Consider the following 18,809-nt stretch of genomic DNA (forward strand, 5'->3'; position numbering starts at 1 on the left):
ATGGAGGCTTTTTTAATACTATAGACTCATACGGTCCTTAAAAATATAAGATTGCCTACGTGACACTTCCACTTCCTCCCCATTCTCCATTTTCAGCTTGAGTTTTCCGTTAAACCATGGAATCACACTTTCAATGAAGTTGGTGTTCACAATTTGTTGACGATTGACCCTAAAAAAAGATTCTATTGGAAGCTTCTCCTCAACTTGGTTCAAGGACTTATATAGCAGCGGTCTTTTGTCTTCAAAGAAAACCCGTGTGTAGTTCCCAACGATTTCAAAATGGGAAATATCTCCAATCTTGACCAGCCAGCACGACTCTCCATCTTTGATGAAAATCTGGCTATTTGCCTTGAGTCTTTGACCTTTATCATTTCCCTCATTGGCGTGCACTTCCATTTTGGCTCTTACCTTGTTCAAGGCCATGCCAAAACGTTTCTCATTTACTGGTTTCAGCAAATAATCCAAAGCGTTGTATTCAAAGGATTTTATGGCGTATTCGTCAAAAGCGGTGGTGAAGACGGTGATGGGCACCTCATCCAACATCTCTAGAAGTTCGAAGCCATCTTTTTCTGGCATATTGATATCTAGAAATAAAAGATCGGGGTTCTCTTTTTGTATCAGTTCGTATCCCAAGTCCACATTTTCGGCTTCGCCCACGAGCTCTACCCCATCTTGATTTTTGAGAAGCTCCTTAAGCTCCTGACGCGCCAATCGGGAATCTTCAACAATTACCGCTCGTATCTTCATGCCAAGGGAATTTTTATGTTGGCCACAACCTCACCAGCCGATTCATTGAGCTGAAAGGAAGCTTTATCCGAGTAAAGCAGCTTAAGGCGTTGCCTTATATTCTTCAAACCCAATTGGGTCGTATTATTGGCTAATTGCAGTTTTCCGGTATTGCGAACCTCAATGACCATCAGCTCCCCTTCTGGTTTAATGCTCAGTATGATTCGACCACCTGTTTTTAAATTCGAAATACCATGTTTTACCGCATTTTCTATCAAAAGTTGAATGACCATGGGCGGAATGTTCAGGTTCAGGGTGTTTGGATCAATATCCTTCACAAACTCCAAACGTTCCTCAAATTGAATTTTGGAGAGGTCAATATAATTGTCCACAACCTCAAGTTCCTCCTCCACAGTAATCGAATTGATGTTGTTCTTGGTCAAGGAATACCGTAAAATCTCCGATAGCTTGGTCAGCATTTCCCTGGACTTTTCAACGTCTTCCAACATTAATCCTCGAATGTTGTTGAGGCTATTGAACATAAAGTGGGGGTTGATTTGACCCTTAAGGGTATTGAGCTGGGCTTGCTTTAGGTTGGTGTTGAGTTCGAGGCGTTCAATACGGTCACGGTTCAACTTCAAAAGCAATTTAATGACCAAATATGTGACCAACCAGGCACCTACGAGAAATAGGGCATTAATCACTTGTAGCCAAAACCCATCGTACGCTTTGAAGACCCGGATTTCTTCCTCGGTAAGACTGGGTCCAAATTTGGCATAAAGGTATCCGAATCCATAATTACCGCTTCCAAAAAGCACACAGGCCACTAAAAAGGCCAGTCCAATTTTCAAAAAATCCCCAACATCGAAAGATTCAAAATCAATATTTCGTTTTAGATACCAACGAAGTATGGAGGTAGATGCAATCCCAATAAAAATTCCAAATACGATAGAGTACGCGATTAGTTCGGTACTTATCTTTTTCATAATGAACAGGGACAAACAATTGATGAATCCCCAACCCAAAAACTGAAGTATCCAAAAGGCCTTATTTTGATTTTCCTTGGTGAGGTTCATAAATTTTCAAGCTTTGACTTTAAATATACCAGTCTTTTATATTCTCTCAATGTATTAGGTGGTAAATTAATCTACCTATTCCAAATCCTAGTCCGAATAAGGCCAGAATAGTCATAAAAGTTACCATTCTAATTTTAAAATTGTTCGGTGGTGAAACTTCCTTGGTTTCAGAACCCAAAATCAAGGTTTTGGATTGGTCATTCATCTGCGTAAAGGAGAAAGAAGAGATTCCCTTTCTTCCGAAATAGGTGTAGAGTAAGACAGCAGCTGCAAAAAATGACATTACAACCATGAGTAGATTATGATCCGCTTCCTCCAGCCTTAAATACCCCACAATGGTGAAAATAAGGGCTGCTACTAAGGTTAGAATTTTTTCATTGCTTTTCATGACCTTCATTATTTTAAGGTTTGGGCCTCCTCGGTTTTCTTCTTTCTCCAATAGCACCTCTTTGATCTTCGGTTATCGAGAAACGCTATCCACATAAATGATGTGCCCGTGTAGAAAAAAGTAATAAAGTCGTTCTTGTCCCACCCTATGGTTTTACCATAAATACCGGTGAGGGTTAAAAACACTCCCACAACCAAAAGGGTCCATTGAACTTTAGAAAGCTTCATTTGTCTTGGGTTTATCGGTTTATATTAATACATCGACTATGATCGAAACTATCAACTTGGCTAAGGCTATCATGACTTTTAATTTATTGTTCACAGCTAAAGTACAATAGGGCCATGCCCGAACGAAGTGTATTATGACCAATGGTAAAAACCTAAGTTTGAACGGCAACAAAGTGCGCTCATCTACTTTATCCCATAAAAAAAGGAGCTTTTACAAGCTCCTTTTCCAATTTTTGATTGATGAAAGTGACTAATCCTTTAAAGGAGTTGGTATTTCTTGCTTACCCAAATGCTTGGCGTAGAAGCCCATCATGGACTTATAGAGTTCAATTCGATTTTCTTCTTTACCAAAGCCGTGTCCCTCATCGTATTTTACCATGTAGGGCACATCGAAGCCCTTGGCGCGAAGAGCACTGACAATTTGATCGGACTCATCGATGTTCACCCTTGGGTCATTGGCCCCTTGCACTACGAACAAGGGCTTTTTGATCTTATCAATTTGATATACAGGTGATACTTCCTCCATGATGGCTTTTTCCTCAGGAATGCCCTCATCGTACCAAATCTCCTTAATGATTTTTAGGTAAGGCTTCCAGTATGGTGGAATGGTCTTCATAAAGGTGAAAAGATTGGATACCCCTACATAATCGACGCCACATGCGTATAAATCTGGCGTTTTGGTTAATCCGCGAAGTACAGCATACCCCCCATGGCTACCACCGTAGATGGCCACCTTATCTGGATTGATCCATCCTTGATCAATTACGTATTCTACGCCATCCTCTACATCGTCCATGGCTTTACGGCCAATTTGTTTGAACCCTGATTCCAAAAATTCTTTTCCGTAGCCTCCAGAAATTCTGAAATTAACCTGAAGGGTAGCGTAACCACGACTTGCAAAAAGTTGGGCTTCTGGATTGAATCCCCAAGAATCTCGAATGCCCTGAGGTCCTCCATGTGGATTTACGATCAACGGCACTTTTTCACCTGCCAAGGCAGCTTTGGGCAAAGTGATGTACCCATGCAAGGTAAGACCATCCCTACTCTTAAAGGCAATAGGTCGCATTTCCGACATATCCTCTTCTTTCAGCTGGGGCATCAAGTTGTACAAAAAGGTAAACTCATCCTTGGCAACATCATAGGAGTAATATTCGCCATACAATCGGTCACTTTGAACAAATATCAAATATTGGTCTTCCTCATCCGTGGCATCTGGAATACTGTATTGTTTTCCTGGGAACTGGTTCACAATTCTTTTGTGAAGTTTAGTGTAGAAGTCACTTACAGGTACTATTTCTGTTTTTTCACCCTCAAACTGGAAATAGTCCAGTTCGTATCCTCTTTTTCTTGAAATACCAAGATCTTGAACATCATATTTATCATTGGAGAAAACCTTTTTCAGGATTTTGTTCTCCTTGAAGTCATAAAGAACCACCTCAGCCTTATCATTGGTCAAATTGGAAACCACGTAGGCATCGTGCGGGTTATCGGTAGCATAGTTAAAATCTAAAATTGAAAAGGCATCCTTCCAGTTCAAACTTTTAGCTAAGCCGTAACCACCCTTGCCATCTTCATAGTACAAATCCATTTCTACACCGTCACGTACCTTGGTGTAGGCTTTAAGGTTTCCATCCTTATCAAAATCGTATCCAGCAATTGGATTGGAAGGGTCATCATTCGTGAAAAGCTGCTTCAATTCTCCGTTGACCACATTCACTTTGTAGGGCTCAAAAACTTGAGGGTTGTTCTTGTTCATGGAAACAATGATATGGTCCTTGTCTTCCTTGAGCAGCTCCGTAAACTGCGCTTGAACACCATCGAATGGGGTCAAATCCTTCAGGTTGCTCCCATCAAGATTGACGGCATACACATGGTAGTTCTCATCTCCCCCATTATCCATAAGGTAAGCCAATCGCTCATTGTTGATCCATCCATAGCCACGAACCAATTCTTCCTTTTCCTCAATGGCTTTTTTGACTTCCCCAGTGGCAATCTCCTTGACCATCACATGTCGTTTTCCATTTTCGTCCTTCTCTCGATAAGACATGTACTTACCATCCGGAGAAAACCGAAATGTAGAGGCTTTGGGTCGGGCAAAATAGTCTTCTACCTTATACCTATAGTCCCCAGCATCCAATGAAGCCAAGGCTACAAGCTCTTCATTTGAGCTCACCAATTCAGGATTGCCCGGAATGGTCTTCTCTTTCTTTTCCAGATTTAAAGGAAGTTCCATTTCGCCTTGGTAAAAGGTCCCCTTCATGGTTTCACCTTCTTTTTTACCTACGTACTTTATTCCTGCCTGTTTGAAAACAATGGTAAGTTCGTTTTCAGCCCAGGTTGTTTCATCCATGGGGATATCCGTTGCACCTTGTGATGGACTGTCCATGGTAGCTGTAAGTTCCCCATCTTCTTCAGAGACATTAAAGATCAAAGGCATTTCTGTGCCTTGCACATCCAATTTTCCATGCCAGGAACCTACCACTTCTTGAGCTTGGGCAGCAATCCCAAACATCAGGAAAAGGGTAGCACCTAAAATTAATTTGATGGTTTTTGTTTTTTTCATGTGTGTTTAATTAAAGTTTTTCAATTGAGAGTTTAAACAAGTGTATCATTAGGACGCATTTTTTTACGCCATGTTACAAGTTTGAGCGTATAAAGGTACCTGAGATGAAAAGGAGATTTGCTGAAATTATGGTCAGCGGTAAATAGGTAAAGGTCAACGGGGTTATCGCTTTTCTGGCGGAAACTTTGAGAACACTTTATCCACCACAGCCCTTAGTCTTTCTTCACGAACACTGGGAGATGCGTTGGAGCGAAAACCGCTTTCGCTGGTGGCTTGCCAGAATAGGGCATCTTTTTGGGCATCTACAAAATCGAATTGGATCATCCTTTGAATTCCAGAATTCCCGACTGGAATCCCCATAGAGACCCCACCGCCAACATTTCTTCCTGCACCACCAATGCCAACTCCGACAGCACTGTTGGAAGCACTTCTAAATTCGTTGCTCAAAATGTTAATGTAAAAATCCGGTTCTTCATCCAATCGATATCCCTTGGATTGCAAGGTGGAATCCAAAACCCTGACCAATCGTTTCTCGTCAAGGGCACTTAAGCCCGACTCAATGTCTGAGAAATAATTATAGGTGGTATAAGAGGAAAAATCCGTCGCCCGATCATAATCATAATTCACTCTTACAGAGCTGCAAGAGGAGAGAAGCAAGCCAACAAACAATATTTGAAAAAGATAGCGCATACGGTTTTAGACTACCTTTAAAAATACGCAATAAATAATTGCCATTCGGCATTTAATACCAGCTATTCGTTTAACAGCTGCCAGAGTTTATCCTTGAGTTCCTGTAAGCCCATTTGGGCCACAGACGAAATAAAAAGATAAGGCGTATCTGGAAAGTCTTTGTCCAATTCGGCACTCATCTCTTGAATGAGTTCCTCGTCCAACATGTCGGATTTTGAAATAGCAACAAAACGCCTTTTGTCCAATAATTCCGGATTGTATTTTTTCAGCTCGTTCAAAAGAATCTGATATTCCTGGGAAATATCATTGCTATCGGCCGGAATCAGAAAAAGTAGGGTAGCATTGCGTTCAATATGCCTTAAAAAGTAATGTCCCAAGCCTTTACCTTCGGCCGCCCCTTCGATGATTCCAGGAATATCGGCCATAACAAAACTTTGAAAATCGCGGTACTCAACAATCCCTAAGTTGGGTTTAAGGGTTGTAAACTCGTAGTCAGCAATTTTGGGCTTGGCGGAGGTCATTACGGATAGCAAGGTTGATTTTCCCGCATTTGGGAACCCTACCAAGCCTACATCGGCAAGCACTTTCAACTCTAGGGTAATTTGGGATTCCTGACCTGGAATACCAGGTTGGGCATAGCGTGGTGTTTGATTGGTAGGACTTTTAAAATGCCAATTACCACGTCCTCCCTTGCCCCCTTCCAAAATAATGCGTTCTTCCTGATCTTCGGTAATCTCAAAAAGCACCTGATTGGTTTCCGTATTTCGAATGACTGTTCCTAGAGGAACTTCAAGATAAACGTCGGTACCATCGGCCCCTGTACTTCGGTTTTTGCTGCCATGTTCCCCATGGCCTGCCTTGAAGTGTTTTTTAAACTTATAATGAATGAGGGTCCAAAGGTTTTTATTGCCACGAACGATAACATGACCGCCACGTCCACCATCACCTCCATCCGGACCTCCTTTGGCCACATATTTTTCGCGATGCAAATGCACAGAGCCCTTCCCTCCATTTCCAGAGGAGAGATGCACCTTTACATAATCAACAAAATTACCTTCAGTCATTTTTTTATTGATTTTTTAATCGCTATGCTTTTTTTGAAATCTATAGGTAATGTTATCGTTCCCTTTAGTGATTTCCTTTTTGAACCTCAATTCTTCAGATAACATCCTCCCAAGTTTTTCAACAGCCTTTAGGGATCGAACGTTCTCAAAATCCACAAATAAAACAACTTCCTTAAAATATTGAAAAGCGTGATCTAGCATTAATTGCTTTATGGCAAAATTATGCGTCCCACCCCAATACTTGCGTGAAAGAAATGTCCATCCTATTTCAACCGCGTTTGGAAAATCATTCAATACCTTGAATCGAGAGCTTCCGATACACTTGCCGTTCTCCACATCTTCGATCCAAAGTGCACCATTCGATTTTATGGATTCTGAAAAAAACTTGACAAATCCAGATAGGGTGTGCCTTTTCTTGTCCGGATGTTGTTCCCAAATCGATGCGTCTGATGCCACACGATAAAGCGGCACAAAATCCTTAGCCTGTAAGGGCCTAAGACAAACCATGTCATTTTGCAGAAAAGGTTGAAGTTCATGGCCCATCATGTAGCAAATGAAGACTATTCTAGTTCAAAAAGGGCATCTATCACCTTGGCCAGTCGCCCCGTGATTTCATTTATTTCTCCAATTCCATTTACGGAATGGAACTTGCCTTGCTTTTCGTAATAGGATTTTAAGGGTGCTGTCTTCTCGTTGTACTCGTCAAAACGATTACGAATTTTGCTCTCGTCTTGATCATCAGAACGTCCACTTGCCTTCCCACGTTCCAAAAGACGCGCCACCAAAATATCATCTTCGGCTTCCAAGGCTATTGTTGCATTTACCTGCATATCCTTGGATTCCAAAAAATTATCCAAAGCTTCGGCCTGTGCCGTGGTTCTGGGAAAGCCATCAAAAATAAAACCCGCAGCTTCTTGGTTCTTTTCCACTTCGTCTTTCAACATATCGATGGTCACCTCATCAGGAACCAAATCTCCGCGGTCAATGTAGGACTTAGCAAGCTTGCCAAGCTCCGTACCGTTTTTCATGTTGTAGCGGAACACATCCCCAGTGGAAATGTGTTTCAAATTATATTTCTCTTTCAAAAACCCTGCTTGGGTTCCTTTTCCTGCGCCCGGCTTTCCAAAAAGCACTAGGTTGATCATATTCCCTTGGTTTAGTTGATATACTTCTCTTAAATTTCTTCCCAACTCGTTGTAATCCAGACCGTATCCCACGATGAAATCATCTGGGATTTCCATGCCCACATAATCAATCTGATATTCCCCATTATAAATCTCCGATTTATAGAACAGCGAGGCAATTTTAAACTCCTTGGCATTAGTTTGCGAAAACATGTGCACCAGTTGCTTCAAAGTACGGCCCGTATCGATTACATCCTCCAAAATGATGACACTTTTACCGTTGATATCTTCTGGTATGTCCAAAAGGCTTTCAACAATGCCCGTGGATGTCAAACCTTGATAGGAACTCAAACGGACAAACGACACGTTGCATGGATATGGGTAAGCCTTTAAAAAATCAGAAACAAACATAAAAGCTCCGTTCAAGACCCCCACAAATAAGGGCACCTCATCTTTATAGTCCTCTGCGATCTCCTGGGCCATTCGTTTCACTGCGGCAAGGATTTCATCCTCCCCTAAATAGGGCTTAAAGTACTTGTCGTGAAGCTTGATCAAAGGTTCATCCGTTTTAATAGGTGGGCAAAGATAACATTTTTAAAGGCTCTTTCGGTCCAAGGCTTTATAGGGTCAGGGAATTGCGTTATTTTTGCTCTCATCACAATTGAAAATTGATGCACTTTTTCTCTTCAAATTTTACTTTAGGGATTCTAGGCGGGGGACAACTGGGCAAAATGTTGCTTTATGAAACCCGAAAATGGGATGTTTACACCAAAGTAATAGACGCTTCTTTAGAAGCACCCTGCAGAATTGCCTGCAACGAATTCGTTCAAGGGGATTTAATGGATTTCGATGCCGTTTACAACTTCGGAAAAGGAGTGGATGTATTGACCATTGAAATTGAAAATGTGAATGTTGATGCTTTGGAAAAATTGGAGCAGGAAGGACTTACGGTTTATCCATCCTCCAAAACCCTGAGAACTATTCAGAACAAAGCTTCGCAGAAGCTGTTCTACGTGGACAATAACATTCCCACTGCGTCCTTTACACGATTCGCATATGCCTCTGAAATTGAGGATAGCTTGTCCAATGGTGGGCTTCAACTACCCTTTGTTTGGAAAAGTGCCCAATTTGGTTACGACGGGCAAGGAGTGAAAATTGTGCGAAAGTTGGAAGATTTAGAGCATTTGCCCAATGTGGAGTGCATTGCCGAAAACAAGGTTGACTTCAAAAATGAATTGGCTGTGATTGTGGCAAGAAATTCTAAAGGAGAAAGTAAAACCTATCCTGTGGTGGAAATGGAATTTCATCCGGAAGCGAATCAAGTGGAATATGTGATATGTCCTGCACGAATTGAACCTGAGGTCATGAAAAAGGCCATCGCAGTGGCTTTAAAAGTCTCCGAAAGTTTTAATCATGTGGGATTATTGGCTGTTGAGCTTTTTCAAACCCAGGAAGATGATATTTTGGTCAATGAAGTTGCCCCAAGACCCCATAACAGTGGTCATTACAGTATTGAGGCGAGCTATACCAACCAATTTGAGCAACATATCCGCGCCATTTTGGGTTTGCCGCTTGGAAAAACGGACAGTAAAGTGGCCGGGATTATGGTAAACTTGGTAGGAGCCGAAGGGCATACCGGGGATGTTGTATATGAAAATATAGATGCCATTTTGGAGATGGAAGGGGTCACACCACATATTTATGGGAAAAAACAAACGCGCCCATTTCGAAAAATGGGCCATGTGACCATTGTGGACGAAGATGTGAAAAAAGCAAGGGCCATGGCACAAAAAGTCAAGGAAACAATTAAAGTAACAAGTCATTGAAATTATGGGGAAAGTAGCAGTAGTTATGGGCAGTACGAGTGACCTTCCAGTCATGCAGGAAGCTGTTGATATTTTAAAGGGATTTGACATTGAAGTGGATGTAGATATCGTTTCGGCACATCGAACTCCGGAAAAACTGTTCGATTTTAGCAAAAATGCCCATAAAAATGGCTATTCCGTTATTGTGGCGGGAGCAGGTGGCGCCGCCCACCTTCCAGGTATGGTCGCTTCCCTATCACCATTGCCCGTTATCGGTGTTCCTATAAAAAGCAGTAATTCCATTGATGGGTGGGATTCGGTGCTTTCCATCCTTCAAATGCCGGGAGGTGTCCCTGTAGCCACAGTGGCCTTAAACGGAGCCAAAAATGCCGGTATTTTGGCCGCACAGATTATCGGTAGTTCGGACCAATGTGTTTTGGACAAAATAGAAGTCTACAAACAAGGCCTGAAGGAAAAAGTCATCAAAGGCGCCGAAGAAGTACGAAACAAAAAATAAGCTAGCCCGTATCAGGGAAAATCTCAAATTTTTACAATAAACAATGCACAATCCTTTGTTAGCCCCATTTGATAGGGCTCCCTTTGAGCAAATCAAGAATGAACATTTTAAACCTGCTTTTTTGGAAGCTATTGAAATGGCACGAAAGGAAATTGAGGACATTAGCAGCAATTCCGAAGCTCCAAGCTTCCATAACACTTTGGAGGCCCTGGACTTTTCAGGTCAGCAATTGGATAGGATATCCAGCCTTTTCTTTAATCTGAATTCTGCCGAAACGAATGAGGAAATCCAAAAAATAGCCCTGGAAATTTCTCCCTTGCTTTCGGAATTCGGTAACGATATCATATTGAATCAAGCGCTTTTTGAACGCATAAAATCAGTCTATACCCAACGAAATGACCTACAGCTTTCCGAGGAGCAAAAAACATTACTGGAAAAAAAATACAAACGCTTCAGTCGTAATGGCGCCAACTTGGATGAGACAGGAAAAAAGAGACTTCGTGAAATAGATGCTGAGTTATCGAAGCTCACCTTGAAGTTTGGTGAAAATGTTTTGGCCGAGACGAACAAATTCGAAATGCTCCTGACCAATGAGGAAGACTTGAAAGGATTACCTGAAGGGGTTAAGGAAGCTGCTGCGCAATTGGCAAAATCAAAAGAAAAAGAGGGTTGGATGTTTACTTTGGACTATCCTAGTTACATTCCCTTTATGAAATATTCAGAAAACCGGGAGCTTCGCAAAAAACTCTCCTTGGCTTTTGGGAGTAAAGGATTTCACGGTGATGAACTCGATAATCAAGAAAGCATTCTGACAATTGTAAACCTTCGCCATGAACGGGCCACTCTTCTGGGGTACGAAACCCATGCCCATTTCGTTTTGGAGGAACGTATGGCCGAGACCCCAGAAAAAGTACTTGATTTTTTAAACGAGCTTTTGGAAAAGGCCAAACCGGCAGCCAAAAAAGAATTTGAGGAATTACAGGCCTTTGCCAAGGACTTGGACGGAATTGAACAACTGCAAAAATGGGATAGTGCCTACTATTCCGAAAAATTAAAACAGCAGCGTTTCAACCTGGATGATGAAAAGCTAAAACCTTATTTCAAACTTGAGAACATCATTGATGGAGTTTTTAAGGTTACCCAAAAATTGTTCGGACTTCACTTCAAAGAGGTGTTTGACATCGAAAAATATCATGAGGAAGTCAAAACCTATGAAGTTTATGATGATTCGGGAGCCTTTGTCTCGCTCTTCTATGCCGACTTTCATCCTAGGCCCGGTAAAAGAGGTGGCGCATGGATGACCTCATACAAAGGACAATACATCAAGGAAGGTGAGAACAGCAGGCCCCATGTTTCCAATGTATGTAATTTTACGAAGCCAACCCCCTCAAAACCATCGCTGCTCACCTTTAACGAGGTTACCACCCTCTTTCATGAATTTGGACACGCCCTTCATGGGATGTTGGCCAATACAACCTATCCCAGTTTGTCGGGTACTTCTGTCTATTGGGATTTTGTGGAATTGCCCAGTCAGGTTATGGAAAACTGGTGCTACGAAAAGGAAGCGCTTGAATTGTTCGCCTTCCATTATGAAACTGGGGAGTTGATTCCGATGGAATTGGTGCAAAAAATAAAGGAGTCTTCCAACTTCCAAGAGGGCATGGCCACGATGCGCCAATTGAGTTTCGGGTTTCTGGATATGGCATGGCATGGTACCAATCCTACTGCAATCACGGATGTAAAGCAATATGAGGAAAAAGCATTTCAAGACACACAACTTTTTCCATCGACCAAGGAAACCTGTATGAGTACTGCCTTTGCCCATATTTTCCAGGGTGGCTACTCCTCGGGATATTACAGTTACAAATGGGCCGAGGTTTTGGATGCGGATGCCTTCGCCTATTTCAAGGAAAATGGCATTTTCAGTAAGGAAGTGGCGGATAAATTTAGAGAGCATGTTCTTTCGAAAGGAGGTACGGAAAATCCGATGACACTTTACAAACGCTTCAGGGGAGCTGAACCCCAAATTGAGCCACTATTGGAAAGGGCTGGGCTGGTCAAAAAGGCTGGGTAGACAGTTTGCTACCAACTTCATACTGTTAATCTTTGTATAAAGTAAAAGCGCCATGAACATTTCGTGATACTTTTTCAAGTGGTTTGCAGTCGACAAAGCTTAAAATCATTAACTAAAATCCACTACATTTGGTACTTGTAGATTAAGTATGGCGACTCACGAACTTCATCCCGAAACTTGGGTAGATCAATATGCAGACTACCTTTTTAACTATGCCGTCGCTCGGGTGAGTGACGCTGAGATTGCTAAAGATCTTGTTCAGGAGACCTTTTTTGCAGGTTTGAACTCCGCAAAAAATTACAAAGGAGATGCCGCTGAGAGAACTTGGCTAATTGCTATTTTAAAGCGAAAGGTCATCGATCATTACCGCAAGATCAACTCCAATAAGGGCAAAGCCGAGGTTCGAATCAACTACAACTCGGATTCTGAGTCGGAAGGTGACTGGTTGGAGGAACAAGTGGCCGACCCTTTCAGCAAAGATGGTGACAATACCATCGAAAATGAGGAACTCGGGATGGCCATACAGGAATGTATTTCAAAATTGCCCCAAAAACAGTCCGTGGTTTTTAAGATGAAAACCATTCAAGGGATGAGTACTGAAGATATTTGTAATGAATTGGGAATTAATCCGTCCAACCTGTGGGTAATCATCCATAGAGCGCGTACCGCGTTGATGGGTTGTTTGAATCAAAATTGGTTTTAGTTATGAAAATATCGTGCGAGCAGGCCTCACACATTTGTAATAAATCGCAATATAAGGAAGCAGGGTTTTGGGAAATCTTTCGGCTTCGACTGCATATACTCACATGTAAAGCCTGTGCGAGTTTTACAAAGAAAAACACGGCGCTTACTTCCCTTTGCGAAAGAGCAGGTCTGAACACCCTTTCTGAGGCTGACAAGGAATCCATGAAAAAGGACCTGGAACAGCGTTTCTAGAGGAAACTCTCCAATGCCCAGTAAAAACAAAGCCAAAAAATAGGAATGGCTTCCACCCAAAGGGATACGAAATAATCCTTATGAAATCTACTTCCTGACCGAAAGAACAGCATTAAGAGTGATGTTAGAAAAAGGCGTGCTATGATTTCTTGTTGGGTGACATCGTCCTTTAAAAATGTCATCAGAAAAAAGATACCGGTCAAGACAACACCCAATATCCTTGTTTGTTGAACACCAATGACCTGCGGAATTGTCCTAAGTTTTGGGTCATCCCATTTCAAATCCCGTATTTCAAAAGGCAGTATCAAAATGAGCACCAAAATAAAACGTTGAACAAGTAGAACTCCCAAGTCCCAAGAAAAGGACAATTTGGCCTCCAATATGGGAAGTAGTACCGTAAATCCTGACCAAACAGCTGCTACCACGTAAACCTTAAGTCCTCCTAAATTTCTGAGGTTTTTCAAACTTGGCAGTAACGGAATAGCATACAAGGCGGAAAGCATCCCCAAAAGTAGAATGGCCAACCACAATTCTTTGCTTAGCTGAGCCCCAAACAAAAGAGCCAATCCAAAACTTAAAAAACTAAAAATCTGTATGTTTTTATGGTAGGCGTTGGCCACAATTAAATATTTCTCTGCCTCCACCCCATATTTCACAAAATTATAGCACACTATGGTGGCAAAAAAAATGAATCCCACCAACGAAAAATTCAGTGAAATGTTCAACATTTGGGTAGTGATAATGAACAAGGAGACAACGGCAAAAGCCACATGCACACTGGCATCCAGATAAAAGTTAAAAATAGCTCGTAGCAGTCGCATTCAACAAAATTTACTTTCAGGTCGCAAAGGTTAATTTTCGGTTAACAACTTTGGCCCTCCTCACCTCAAAAATGCCCATTTTCATTGAATTAATCGCTAATTTTGTGGACTTTATAAAAATGACTATGAATACTGAGGTTTTTGCTTCTCGACACATTGGGATCACCGAAAACGACCTTCCCAAAATGCTTGAGACCATTGGCGTTGACAGCATAGAACAATTGATTCAAGAAACCATTCCAAATGAGATTCGTTTGGAATCCACATTGCAACTGCCGGAAGGTGTGAGCGAACACGAGTTTTTGAACCATTTGGAAGCTCTTTCCAGAAAGAACAGCGTGTTCAAAACATACATTGGAATGGGGTATCACGAATCTTTGACGCCTTCTGTAATTAAGCGCAATATTCTTGAAAATCCAGGGTGGTATACAGCATATACACCATACCAAGCTGAAATAGCCCAAGGAAGGCTTGAAGCCTTGTTGAACTTCCAAACCATGGTTTGCGATCTTACCGGAATGGAATTGGCCAATGCTTCACTTTTGGATGAAAGCACCGCTGCTGCCGAAGCCATGACCATGTTGTATGATATAAGAAGTCGACAGCAAAAGAAAGAAGGGGTTCTCAAATTCTTTGTTTCAGAAGAGGTGCTACCCCAAACACTAAGCCTATTACAAACAAGATCTTTGCCTTTGGGTATCGAATTGGTGATTGGAAATCATGAAGATTTTAATTTCTCATCAGAATTTTACGGTGCATTGCTTCAGTATCCAGGAAAGTACGGCCAAGTCCATAACTATGCGGAATTTGTGCAAAATGCAAAAGCCAATGACATCAAAGTTGCTGTTGCCGCCGATATATTAAGTTTGGTAATGCTAACACCTCCGGGAGAATGGGGTGTGGACGTTGTTGTTGGTACTACACAACGGTTCGGAATCCCTTTGGGCTATGGAGGCCCACACGCAGCTTTTTTTGCCACCAAAGAGGAGTACAAGAGAAGCATTCCAGGTAGAATTATAGGCGTCACCAAAGATTCAGATGGCAACCGTGCCCTTCGAATGGCCTTACAGACCCGTGAACAACATATTAAAAGAGATAAAGCCACTTCCAATATTTGTACTGCTCAAGTATTGCTTGCTGTAATGGCGGGTATGTACGCCGTATATCACGGACCTAAAGGTTTGCAGTTTATTGCTGAAAAAGTCCATGCTTCCACGAAAAAACTGGCCATGGGAATCACCCAACTTGGTTATGAGCAAGAAAACACGATTTATTTTGACACACTTTTGGTTAAAGTTGATGAGGCCACCAAGCTAAGGGCCATTGCTGAAAGCAAAGAGATAAATCTTAACCATGTTGATGAAAAATCGGTCTCCATTTCTGTAAATGAGGCCACCTCCCATAAGGACTTGGAGCTTCTCTTATCGTGCTTTGCTGAACTTAAAGGCGATAGCTCCCCTCACTTGGAATCCACTTCTGAGGAGATTTTACCAATGGGCTTAAAGCGCGTTGCCCCTTATTTGGAACATGAGGTATTCAATTCCTATCACTCCGAAACAGAGTTGATGCGCTACATTAAAAAATTGGAGCGCAAGGACTTGGCCTTGAATCATTCCATGATTTCCTTGGGCAGTTGCACGATGAAACTAAATGCCGCTTCCGAAATGCTTCCGCTAAGTTGGGCCAACTGGGGAAATATTCACCCTTTTGTGCCCCTCGATCAGGCGGAAGGGTATCAAATTGTTCTCAAAGAGCTCGAACACCAATTGAATGAGATTACCGGTTTTGCAGCTACATCACTTCAGCCCAATTCTGGGGCCCAAGGGGAATATGCCGGACTGATGACCATAAGAGCCTACCATAGATCACGTGGGGAGGAGCATAGAAATATTTGTATTATTCCAGCTTCTGCACATGGCACCAATCCCGCTTCGGCGGTTATGGCGGGAATGAAAGTGGTGGTTACCAAAACCGATGAACATGGAAACATTGATGTTGCCGATTTAGAGGAGAAAGTATTGCAACACTCTCAAAACTTGGCAGCTTTAATGGTGACTTACCCTTCTACGCATGGCGTTTTTGAATCGTCGATTGTAAAAATCACCAAACTGATTCACGACCATGGTGGTCAGGTGTACATGGATGGTGCAAATATGAATGCCCAGGTTGGCCTAACCAATCCTGCAGTTATTGGAGCTGATGTTTGCCATTTGAATCTGCATAAAACCTTTGCAATTCCACATGGGGGCGGAGGACCAGGAGTCGGGCCTATTTGCGTTGCTCCTCAACTAAAACCTTTCCTTCCATCCAACCCCGTGGTGCCAACAGGTGGAGAAAAGGCTATCACAGCTATTTCAGCAGCCCCTTGGGGCAGTGCACTGGCTTGTTTGATTTCCTATGGATACATTAAAATGCTAGGAGCCAAAGGGGTAACCGATGCTACGAGAATTGCTATACTAAATGCGAACTACATCAAAGACCGTCTAAAAGGAAAATATGATGTACTGTACACTGGTGAAAGGGGAAGAGCTGCACATGAAATGATCATTGACTGCCGCCCATTCAAAGCACATGGCATAGAGGTGACGGATATAGCCAAACGTCTAATGGATTACGGTTTTCATGCTCCTACCGTTTCGTTTCCCGTGGCAGGTACCATTATGATCGAGCCGACTGAAAGCGAAAGTCTCGCAGAGCTAGACCGTTTTTGCGAAGCGCTATTGGCCATTCGACAGGAAATTGACGAAGCAGATGCAGAAAATCCGAACAACATCTTGAAAAATGCGCCACATACGCTCGCTATGGTCACAAGCGATACCTGGGAATACCCTTATAGTAGGAAAAAAGCTGCATTCCCGCTGCCTTTTGTGTCGGAGAACAAATTTTGGCCAACAGTTCGAAGAGCAGATGAAGCCTTTGGGGATCGTAATTTGATTTGTACTTGTGCTCCCATAGAAGCCTATGCAGAGGTATAGCAAAAGGCGATAAATACTAGGGCGAAACATGAACATTCATAAAATTTTCGCCCTTTCTTTTTAAAAAAGATATTTTAAGGGGTATTGAGCGTCGTAAATGATATTATGCGTGCATAACAAGCGATTGCAATACGGCTTATATTAACATCAAAACCTCAACATGAAAATAGGTATTACCGGAACTGGAAGCTATATTCCATCCGTCATTGCAAAAAATGAAGATTTTCTAAATCACGAATTTCTTGGTACCGATGGTGCAAAGTTTGGCTATGAAAATGCGGTTATTATTGAGAAGTTCCAGTCTATTACCGGTATAGCTGAAAGACGTTATGCCCTACCCGAGTTAAACACATCCGATTTAGGACATCTTGCCGCCGATAAGGCGCTTCAAGATGCAGGGATTGACAAGGAAGATCTGGATTACATTATTTTCGCCCACAATTTTGGAGATATCGAACATGGTAAAATTCAAGGCGACACCTTGCCCAGCCTTGCCACTCGAGTAAAACATTTGCTTCGTATCAAAAATCCGAAATGTGTTGCATATGACATGATTTTTGGTTGCCCTGGATGGATTGAAGGTGTAATTCAGGCTTCAGCCTTTATCAAAAGCGGGTTGGCAAAAAAATGCTTGGTCATTGGCGGTGAAACCTTATCGCGGGTTGTTGATGAACATGATAGAGATAGCATGATTTACTCTGATGGTGCCGGTGCTGCGGTTATTGAGGCCAATCCAGATGGGGGGGAGATTCTAGGCCATGCGTCCTTGACTTTTGCCAATGGGGAAGCCTATTATCTATTTTTTGACAAGACCTATAATGAGGGAGGTTGTTCCAATACGCGTTATATTAAAATGCATGGCCGAAAAATATACGAGTTTGCTTGTACCCATGTACCTAAGGCGATGGCAGACTGCTTGGAAAAAAGCGGGGTTGACATCGACGAGGTAAAAAAGATTTTCATCCATCAGGCCAATGAAAAAATGGATGAGGCCATTATCAAAAGATTTTATCGCCTGCACAACAAAGAGGTACCTGAGAATATTATGCCCATGAGCATTCATAAACTGGGAAATAGTTCGGTAGCTACCATTCCAACCCTCTATGATTTGGTTCGGAAAGGTGAACTGGAACCCCACGGTGTTGAGAAAGGGGATGTAGTGATTTTCGCAAGTGTTGGTGCGGGCATGAATATTAATGCCTTTGTATACAGGGTTTGATAAATCCGAAAAATAATTAGCATTTAGCCTAGGTTTTTCTCCTTTATTCTGATTTCTTTTTTGGATTTTTGACCTATGTACGAGAATAGCTTTCCCAACAAACGCTACCGCCATACCTTGGCGTTTCTTCAAAAACATATCAAAAGCTCTGAAAACATACTCGATTTGGGTGTGGAAAATCCTTTTTCAGAAATCATGAAGCATAGTGGATATTCCGTGGAAAACACCAAAGGACAAGACCTCGACGTGGAGTTCGACCAAATAAGAAATTCCGATGCTGAGGTGGTAACGGCCTTTGAAATATTTGAGCACATGATTGCCCCTTTCAATGTACTGCGGGAAATCAAGGCGAACAAACTGATGGCCAGCATCCCATTAAAACTTTGGTTTGCCTCGGCCTACAAGAGCAAAACGGACCCTTGGGACCGGCATTATCACGAATTTGAAGACTGGCAATTCGATTGGCTACTGGAAAAGTCTGGGTGGATCATAAAAGATACGGCCAAGTGGACCAACCCCACCAAAAAAATTGGATTGCGTCCGCTACTTCGGCTTTTTACCCCTAGATACTATATTGTATATGCAGAGCGCAAATGAGCCAAAG

18 protein-coding genes are annotated in these 18,809 nt (G+C 42.2%); 8 read left to right on the plus strand and 10 right to left on the minus strand.

The genetic code is table 11. The features are described from left to right. Positions 1–18: 18 nt before the first annotated feature. The 9 genes from EW142_RS07875 to EW142_RS07915 all read right to left on the minus strand — a co-directional run bounded on the left by EW142_RS07875 (position 19) and on the right by EW142_RS07915 (position 8,413). Positions 19–747: a LytR/AlgR family response regulator transcription factor gene (locus EW142_RS07875; protein WP_130612095.1), complete on the minus strand. Its 729-nt coding sequence runs from the start codon at positions 745–747 to the stop codon at positions 19–21. After that, on the minus strand, positions 744–1,802 hold the full coding sequence (locus EW142_RS07880; protein WP_130612098.1) for a sensor histidine kinase: 1,059 nt from the start codon (positions 1,800–1,802) through the stop codon (positions 744–746). The genes EW142_RS07875 and EW142_RS07880 overlap by 4 nt, the downstream gene beginning before the upstream one ends. Positions 1,803–1,848: 46 nt before the next feature. Further along, the gene (locus EW142_RS07885; protein WP_130612101.1) at positions 1,849–2,199 is read right to left on the minus strand and encodes a hypothetical protein; all 351 of its coding nucleotides are present in this window, start codon (positions 2,197–2,199) and stop codon (positions 1,849–1,851) included. Beyond that, on the minus strand, positions 2,199–2,417 hold the full coding sequence (locus EW142_RS07890) for a hypothetical protein (RefSeq protein WP_130612104.1): 219 nt from the start codon (positions 2,415–2,417) through the stop codon (positions 2,199–2,201). Before EW142_RS07890 ends, EW142_RS07885 begins: the two co-directional genes overlap by 1 nt. Before the next feature lie 250 nt (positions 2,418–2,667). Beyond that, positions 2,668–4,929, minus strand: a complete 2,262-nt coding sequence (locus EW142_RS07895) for a S9 family peptidase (protein WP_130612549.1) — start codon at positions 4,927–4,929, stop codon at positions 2,668–2,670. A gap of 213 nt (positions 4,930–5,142) precedes the next feature. Continuing rightward, positions 5,143–5,670 (minus strand): DUF4136 domain-containing protein, encoded by a 528-nt coding sequence (locus EW142_RS07900; protein WP_130612107.1) that lies wholly within the window; start codon positions 5,668–5,670, stop codon positions 5,143–5,145. 62 nt (positions 5,671–5,732) lie between these two features. Further along, positions 5,733–6,734, minus strand: coding sequence for a GTPase ObgE (gene obgE, locus EW142_RS07905; RefSeq protein WP_130612110.1), 1,002 nt, complete (start codon positions 6,732–6,734; stop codon positions 5,733–5,735). A gap of 15 nt (positions 6,735–6,749) precedes the next feature. Beyond that, complete coding sequence (locus tag EW142_RS07910; protein ID WP_165395240.1) at positions 6,750–7,241, minus strand: GNAT family N-acetyltransferase; 492 nt, start codon at positions 7,239–7,241, stop codon at positions 6,750–6,752. A 53-nt stretch (positions 7,242–7,294) separates the two neighbouring features. Then, on the minus strand, positions 7,295–8,413 hold the full coding sequence (locus tag EW142_RS07915) for an adenylate kinase (protein WP_130612116.1): 1,119 nt from the start codon (positions 8,411–8,413) through the stop codon (positions 7,295–7,297). A gap of 116 nt (positions 8,414–8,529) precedes the next feature. Between EW142_RS07915 and EW142_RS07920 the strand changes: the two genes are divergently transcribed. The 5 genes from EW142_RS07920 to EW142_RS07940 all read left to right on the plus strand — a co-directional run bounded on the left by EW142_RS07920 (position 8,530) and on the right by EW142_RS07940 (position 13,190). Then, on the plus strand, positions 8,530–9,684 hold the full coding sequence (locus EW142_RS07920) for a 5-(carboxyamino)imidazole ribonucleotide synthase (protein WP_130612119.1): 1,155 nt from the start codon (positions 8,530–8,532) through the stop codon (positions 9,682–9,684). 4 nt (positions 9,685–9,688) lie between these two features. After that, positions 9,689–10,180 (plus strand): 5-(carboxyamino)imidazole ribonucleotide mutase, encoded by a 492-nt coding sequence (purE, locus tag EW142_RS07925; RefSeq protein WP_130612122.1) that lies wholly within the window; start codon positions 9,689–9,691, stop codon positions 10,178–10,180. 43 nt (positions 10,181–10,223) lie between these two features. Beyond that, the gene (locus tag EW142_RS07930) at positions 10,224–12,254 is read left to right on the plus strand and encodes a M3 family metallopeptidase (protein ID WP_130612125.1); all 2,031 of its coding nucleotides are present in this window, start codon (positions 10,224–10,226) and stop codon (positions 12,252–12,254) included. Positions 12,255–12,402: 148 nt separating this feature from the next. After that, positions 12,403–12,957, plus strand: a complete 555-nt coding sequence (locus EW142_RS07935) for a sigma-70 family RNA polymerase sigma factor (protein ID WP_130612128.1) — start codon at positions 12,403–12,405, stop codon at positions 12,955–12,957. 2 nt (positions 12,958–12,959) lie between these two features. Beyond that, positions 12,960–13,190, plus strand: coding sequence for a hypothetical protein (locus EW142_RS07940; RefSeq protein ID WP_130612131.1), 231 nt, complete (start codon positions 12,960–12,962; stop codon positions 13,188–13,190). Here EW142_RS07940 and EW142_RS07945 read toward each other — a convergent pair. Next, positions 13,187–14,011 carry a UbiA prenyltransferase family protein gene (locus tag EW142_RS07945; protein WP_130612134.1) on the minus strand — a complete coding sequence of 275 codons (825 nt, stop codon included), beginning with the start codon at positions 14,009–14,011 and terminating at the stop codon, positions 13,187–13,189. The genes EW142_RS07940 and EW142_RS07945 overlap by 4 nt on opposite strands. 125 nt (positions 14,012–14,136) lie before the next feature. Here EW142_RS07945 and gcvP point away from each other — a divergent pair, with 125 nt between their 5' ends. The 3 genes from gcvP (at position 14,137) to EW142_RS07960 (ending at position 18,802) form a co-directional block, all read left to right on the plus strand. Next, a complete protein-coding gene (gene gcvP / locus EW142_RS07950; RefSeq protein WP_130612137.1) occupies positions 14,137–16,986 on the plus strand; it encodes an aminomethyl-transferring glycine dehydrogenase in 2,850 nt (949 codons plus the stop codon). Between the two features lie 160 nt (positions 16,987–17,146). Next, positions 17,147–18,205, plus strand: a complete 1,059-nt coding sequence (locus tag EW142_RS07955; RefSeq protein ID WP_130612140.1) for a 3-oxoacyl-ACP synthase III family protein — start codon at positions 17,147–17,149, stop codon at positions 18,203–18,205. 75 nt (positions 18,206–18,280) lie between these two features. Beyond that, complete coding sequence (locus tag EW142_RS07960) at positions 18,281–18,802, plus strand: methyltransferase (RefSeq protein ID WP_130612143.1); 522 nt, start codon at positions 18,281–18,283, stop codon at positions 18,800–18,802. Positions 18,803–18,809 lie beyond the last annotated feature (7 nt).

This window comes from Flagellimonas allohymeniacidonis (assembly GCF_004296335.1).
GTDB lineage: Bacteria > Bacteroidota > Bacteroidia > Flavobacteriales > Flavobacteriaceae > Flagellimonas > Flagellimonas allohymeniacidonis.

Coding starts and splice junctions, on each gene's coding strand:
- EW142_RS07875 (WP_130612095.1), bottom strand. CDS start 747: ATGAAGATACGAGCGGTAATTGTTGAAGATTCCCGATTGGCGCGTCAG.
- EW142_RS07880 (WP_130612098.1), bottom strand. CDS start 1,802: ATGAACCTCACCAAGGAAAATCAAAATAAGGCCTTTTGGATACTTCAG.
- EW142_RS07885 (WP_130612101.1), bottom strand. CDS start 2,199: ATGAAGGTCATGAAAAGCAATGAAAAAATTCTAACCTTAGTAGCAGCC.
- EW142_RS07890 (WP_130612104.1), bottom strand. CDS start 2,417: ATGAAGCTTTCTAAAGTTCAATGGACCCTTTTGGTTGTGGGAGTGTTT.
- EW142_RS07895 (WP_130612549.1), bottom strand. CDS start 4,929: ATGTTTGGGATTGCTGCCCAAGCTCAAGAAGTGGTAGGTTCCTGGCAT.
- EW142_RS07900 (WP_130612107.1), bottom strand. CDS start 5,670: ATGCGCTATCTTTTTCAAATATTGTTTGTTGGCTTGCTTCTCTCCTCT.
- obgE (WP_130612110.1), bottom strand. CDS start 6,734: ATGACTGAAGGTAATTTTGTTGATTATGTAAAGGTGCATCTCTCCTCT.
- EW142_RS07910 (WP_165395240.1), bottom strand. CDS start 7,241: ATGGTTTGTCTTAGGCCCTTACAGGCTAAGGATTTTGTGCCGCTTTAT.
- EW142_RS07920 (WP_130612119.1), top strand. CDS start 8,530: ATGCACTTTTTCTCTTCAAATTTTACTTTAGGGATTCTAGGCGGGGGA.
- purE (WP_130612122.1), top strand. CDS start 9,689: ATGGGGAAAGTAGCAGTAGTTATGGGCAGTACGAGTGACCTTCCAGTC.
- EW142_RS07930 (WP_130612125.1), top strand. CDS start 10,224: ATGCACAATCCTTTGTTAGCCCCATTTGATAGGGCTCCCTTTGAGCAA.
- EW142_RS07935 (WP_130612128.1), top strand. CDS start 12,403: ATGGCGACTCACGAACTTCATCCCGAAACTTGGGTAGATCAATATGCA.
- EW142_RS07940 (WP_130612131.1), top strand. CDS start 12,960: ATGAAAATATCGTGCGAGCAGGCCTCACACATTTGTAATAAATCGCAA.
- EW142_RS07945 (WP_130612134.1), bottom strand. CDS start 14,011: ATGCGACTGCTACGAGCTATTTTTAACTTTTATCTGGATGCCAGTGTG.
- gcvP (WP_130612137.1), top strand. CDS start 14,137: ATGAATACTGAGGTTTTTGCTTCTCGACACATTGGGATCACCGAAAAC.
- EW142_RS07955 (WP_130612140.1), top strand. CDS start 17,147: ATGAAAATAGGTATTACCGGAACTGGAAGCTATATTCCATCCGTCATT.
- EW142_RS07960 (WP_130612143.1), top strand. CDS start 18,281: ATGTACGAGAATAGCTTTCCCAACAAACGCTACCGCCATACCTTGGCG.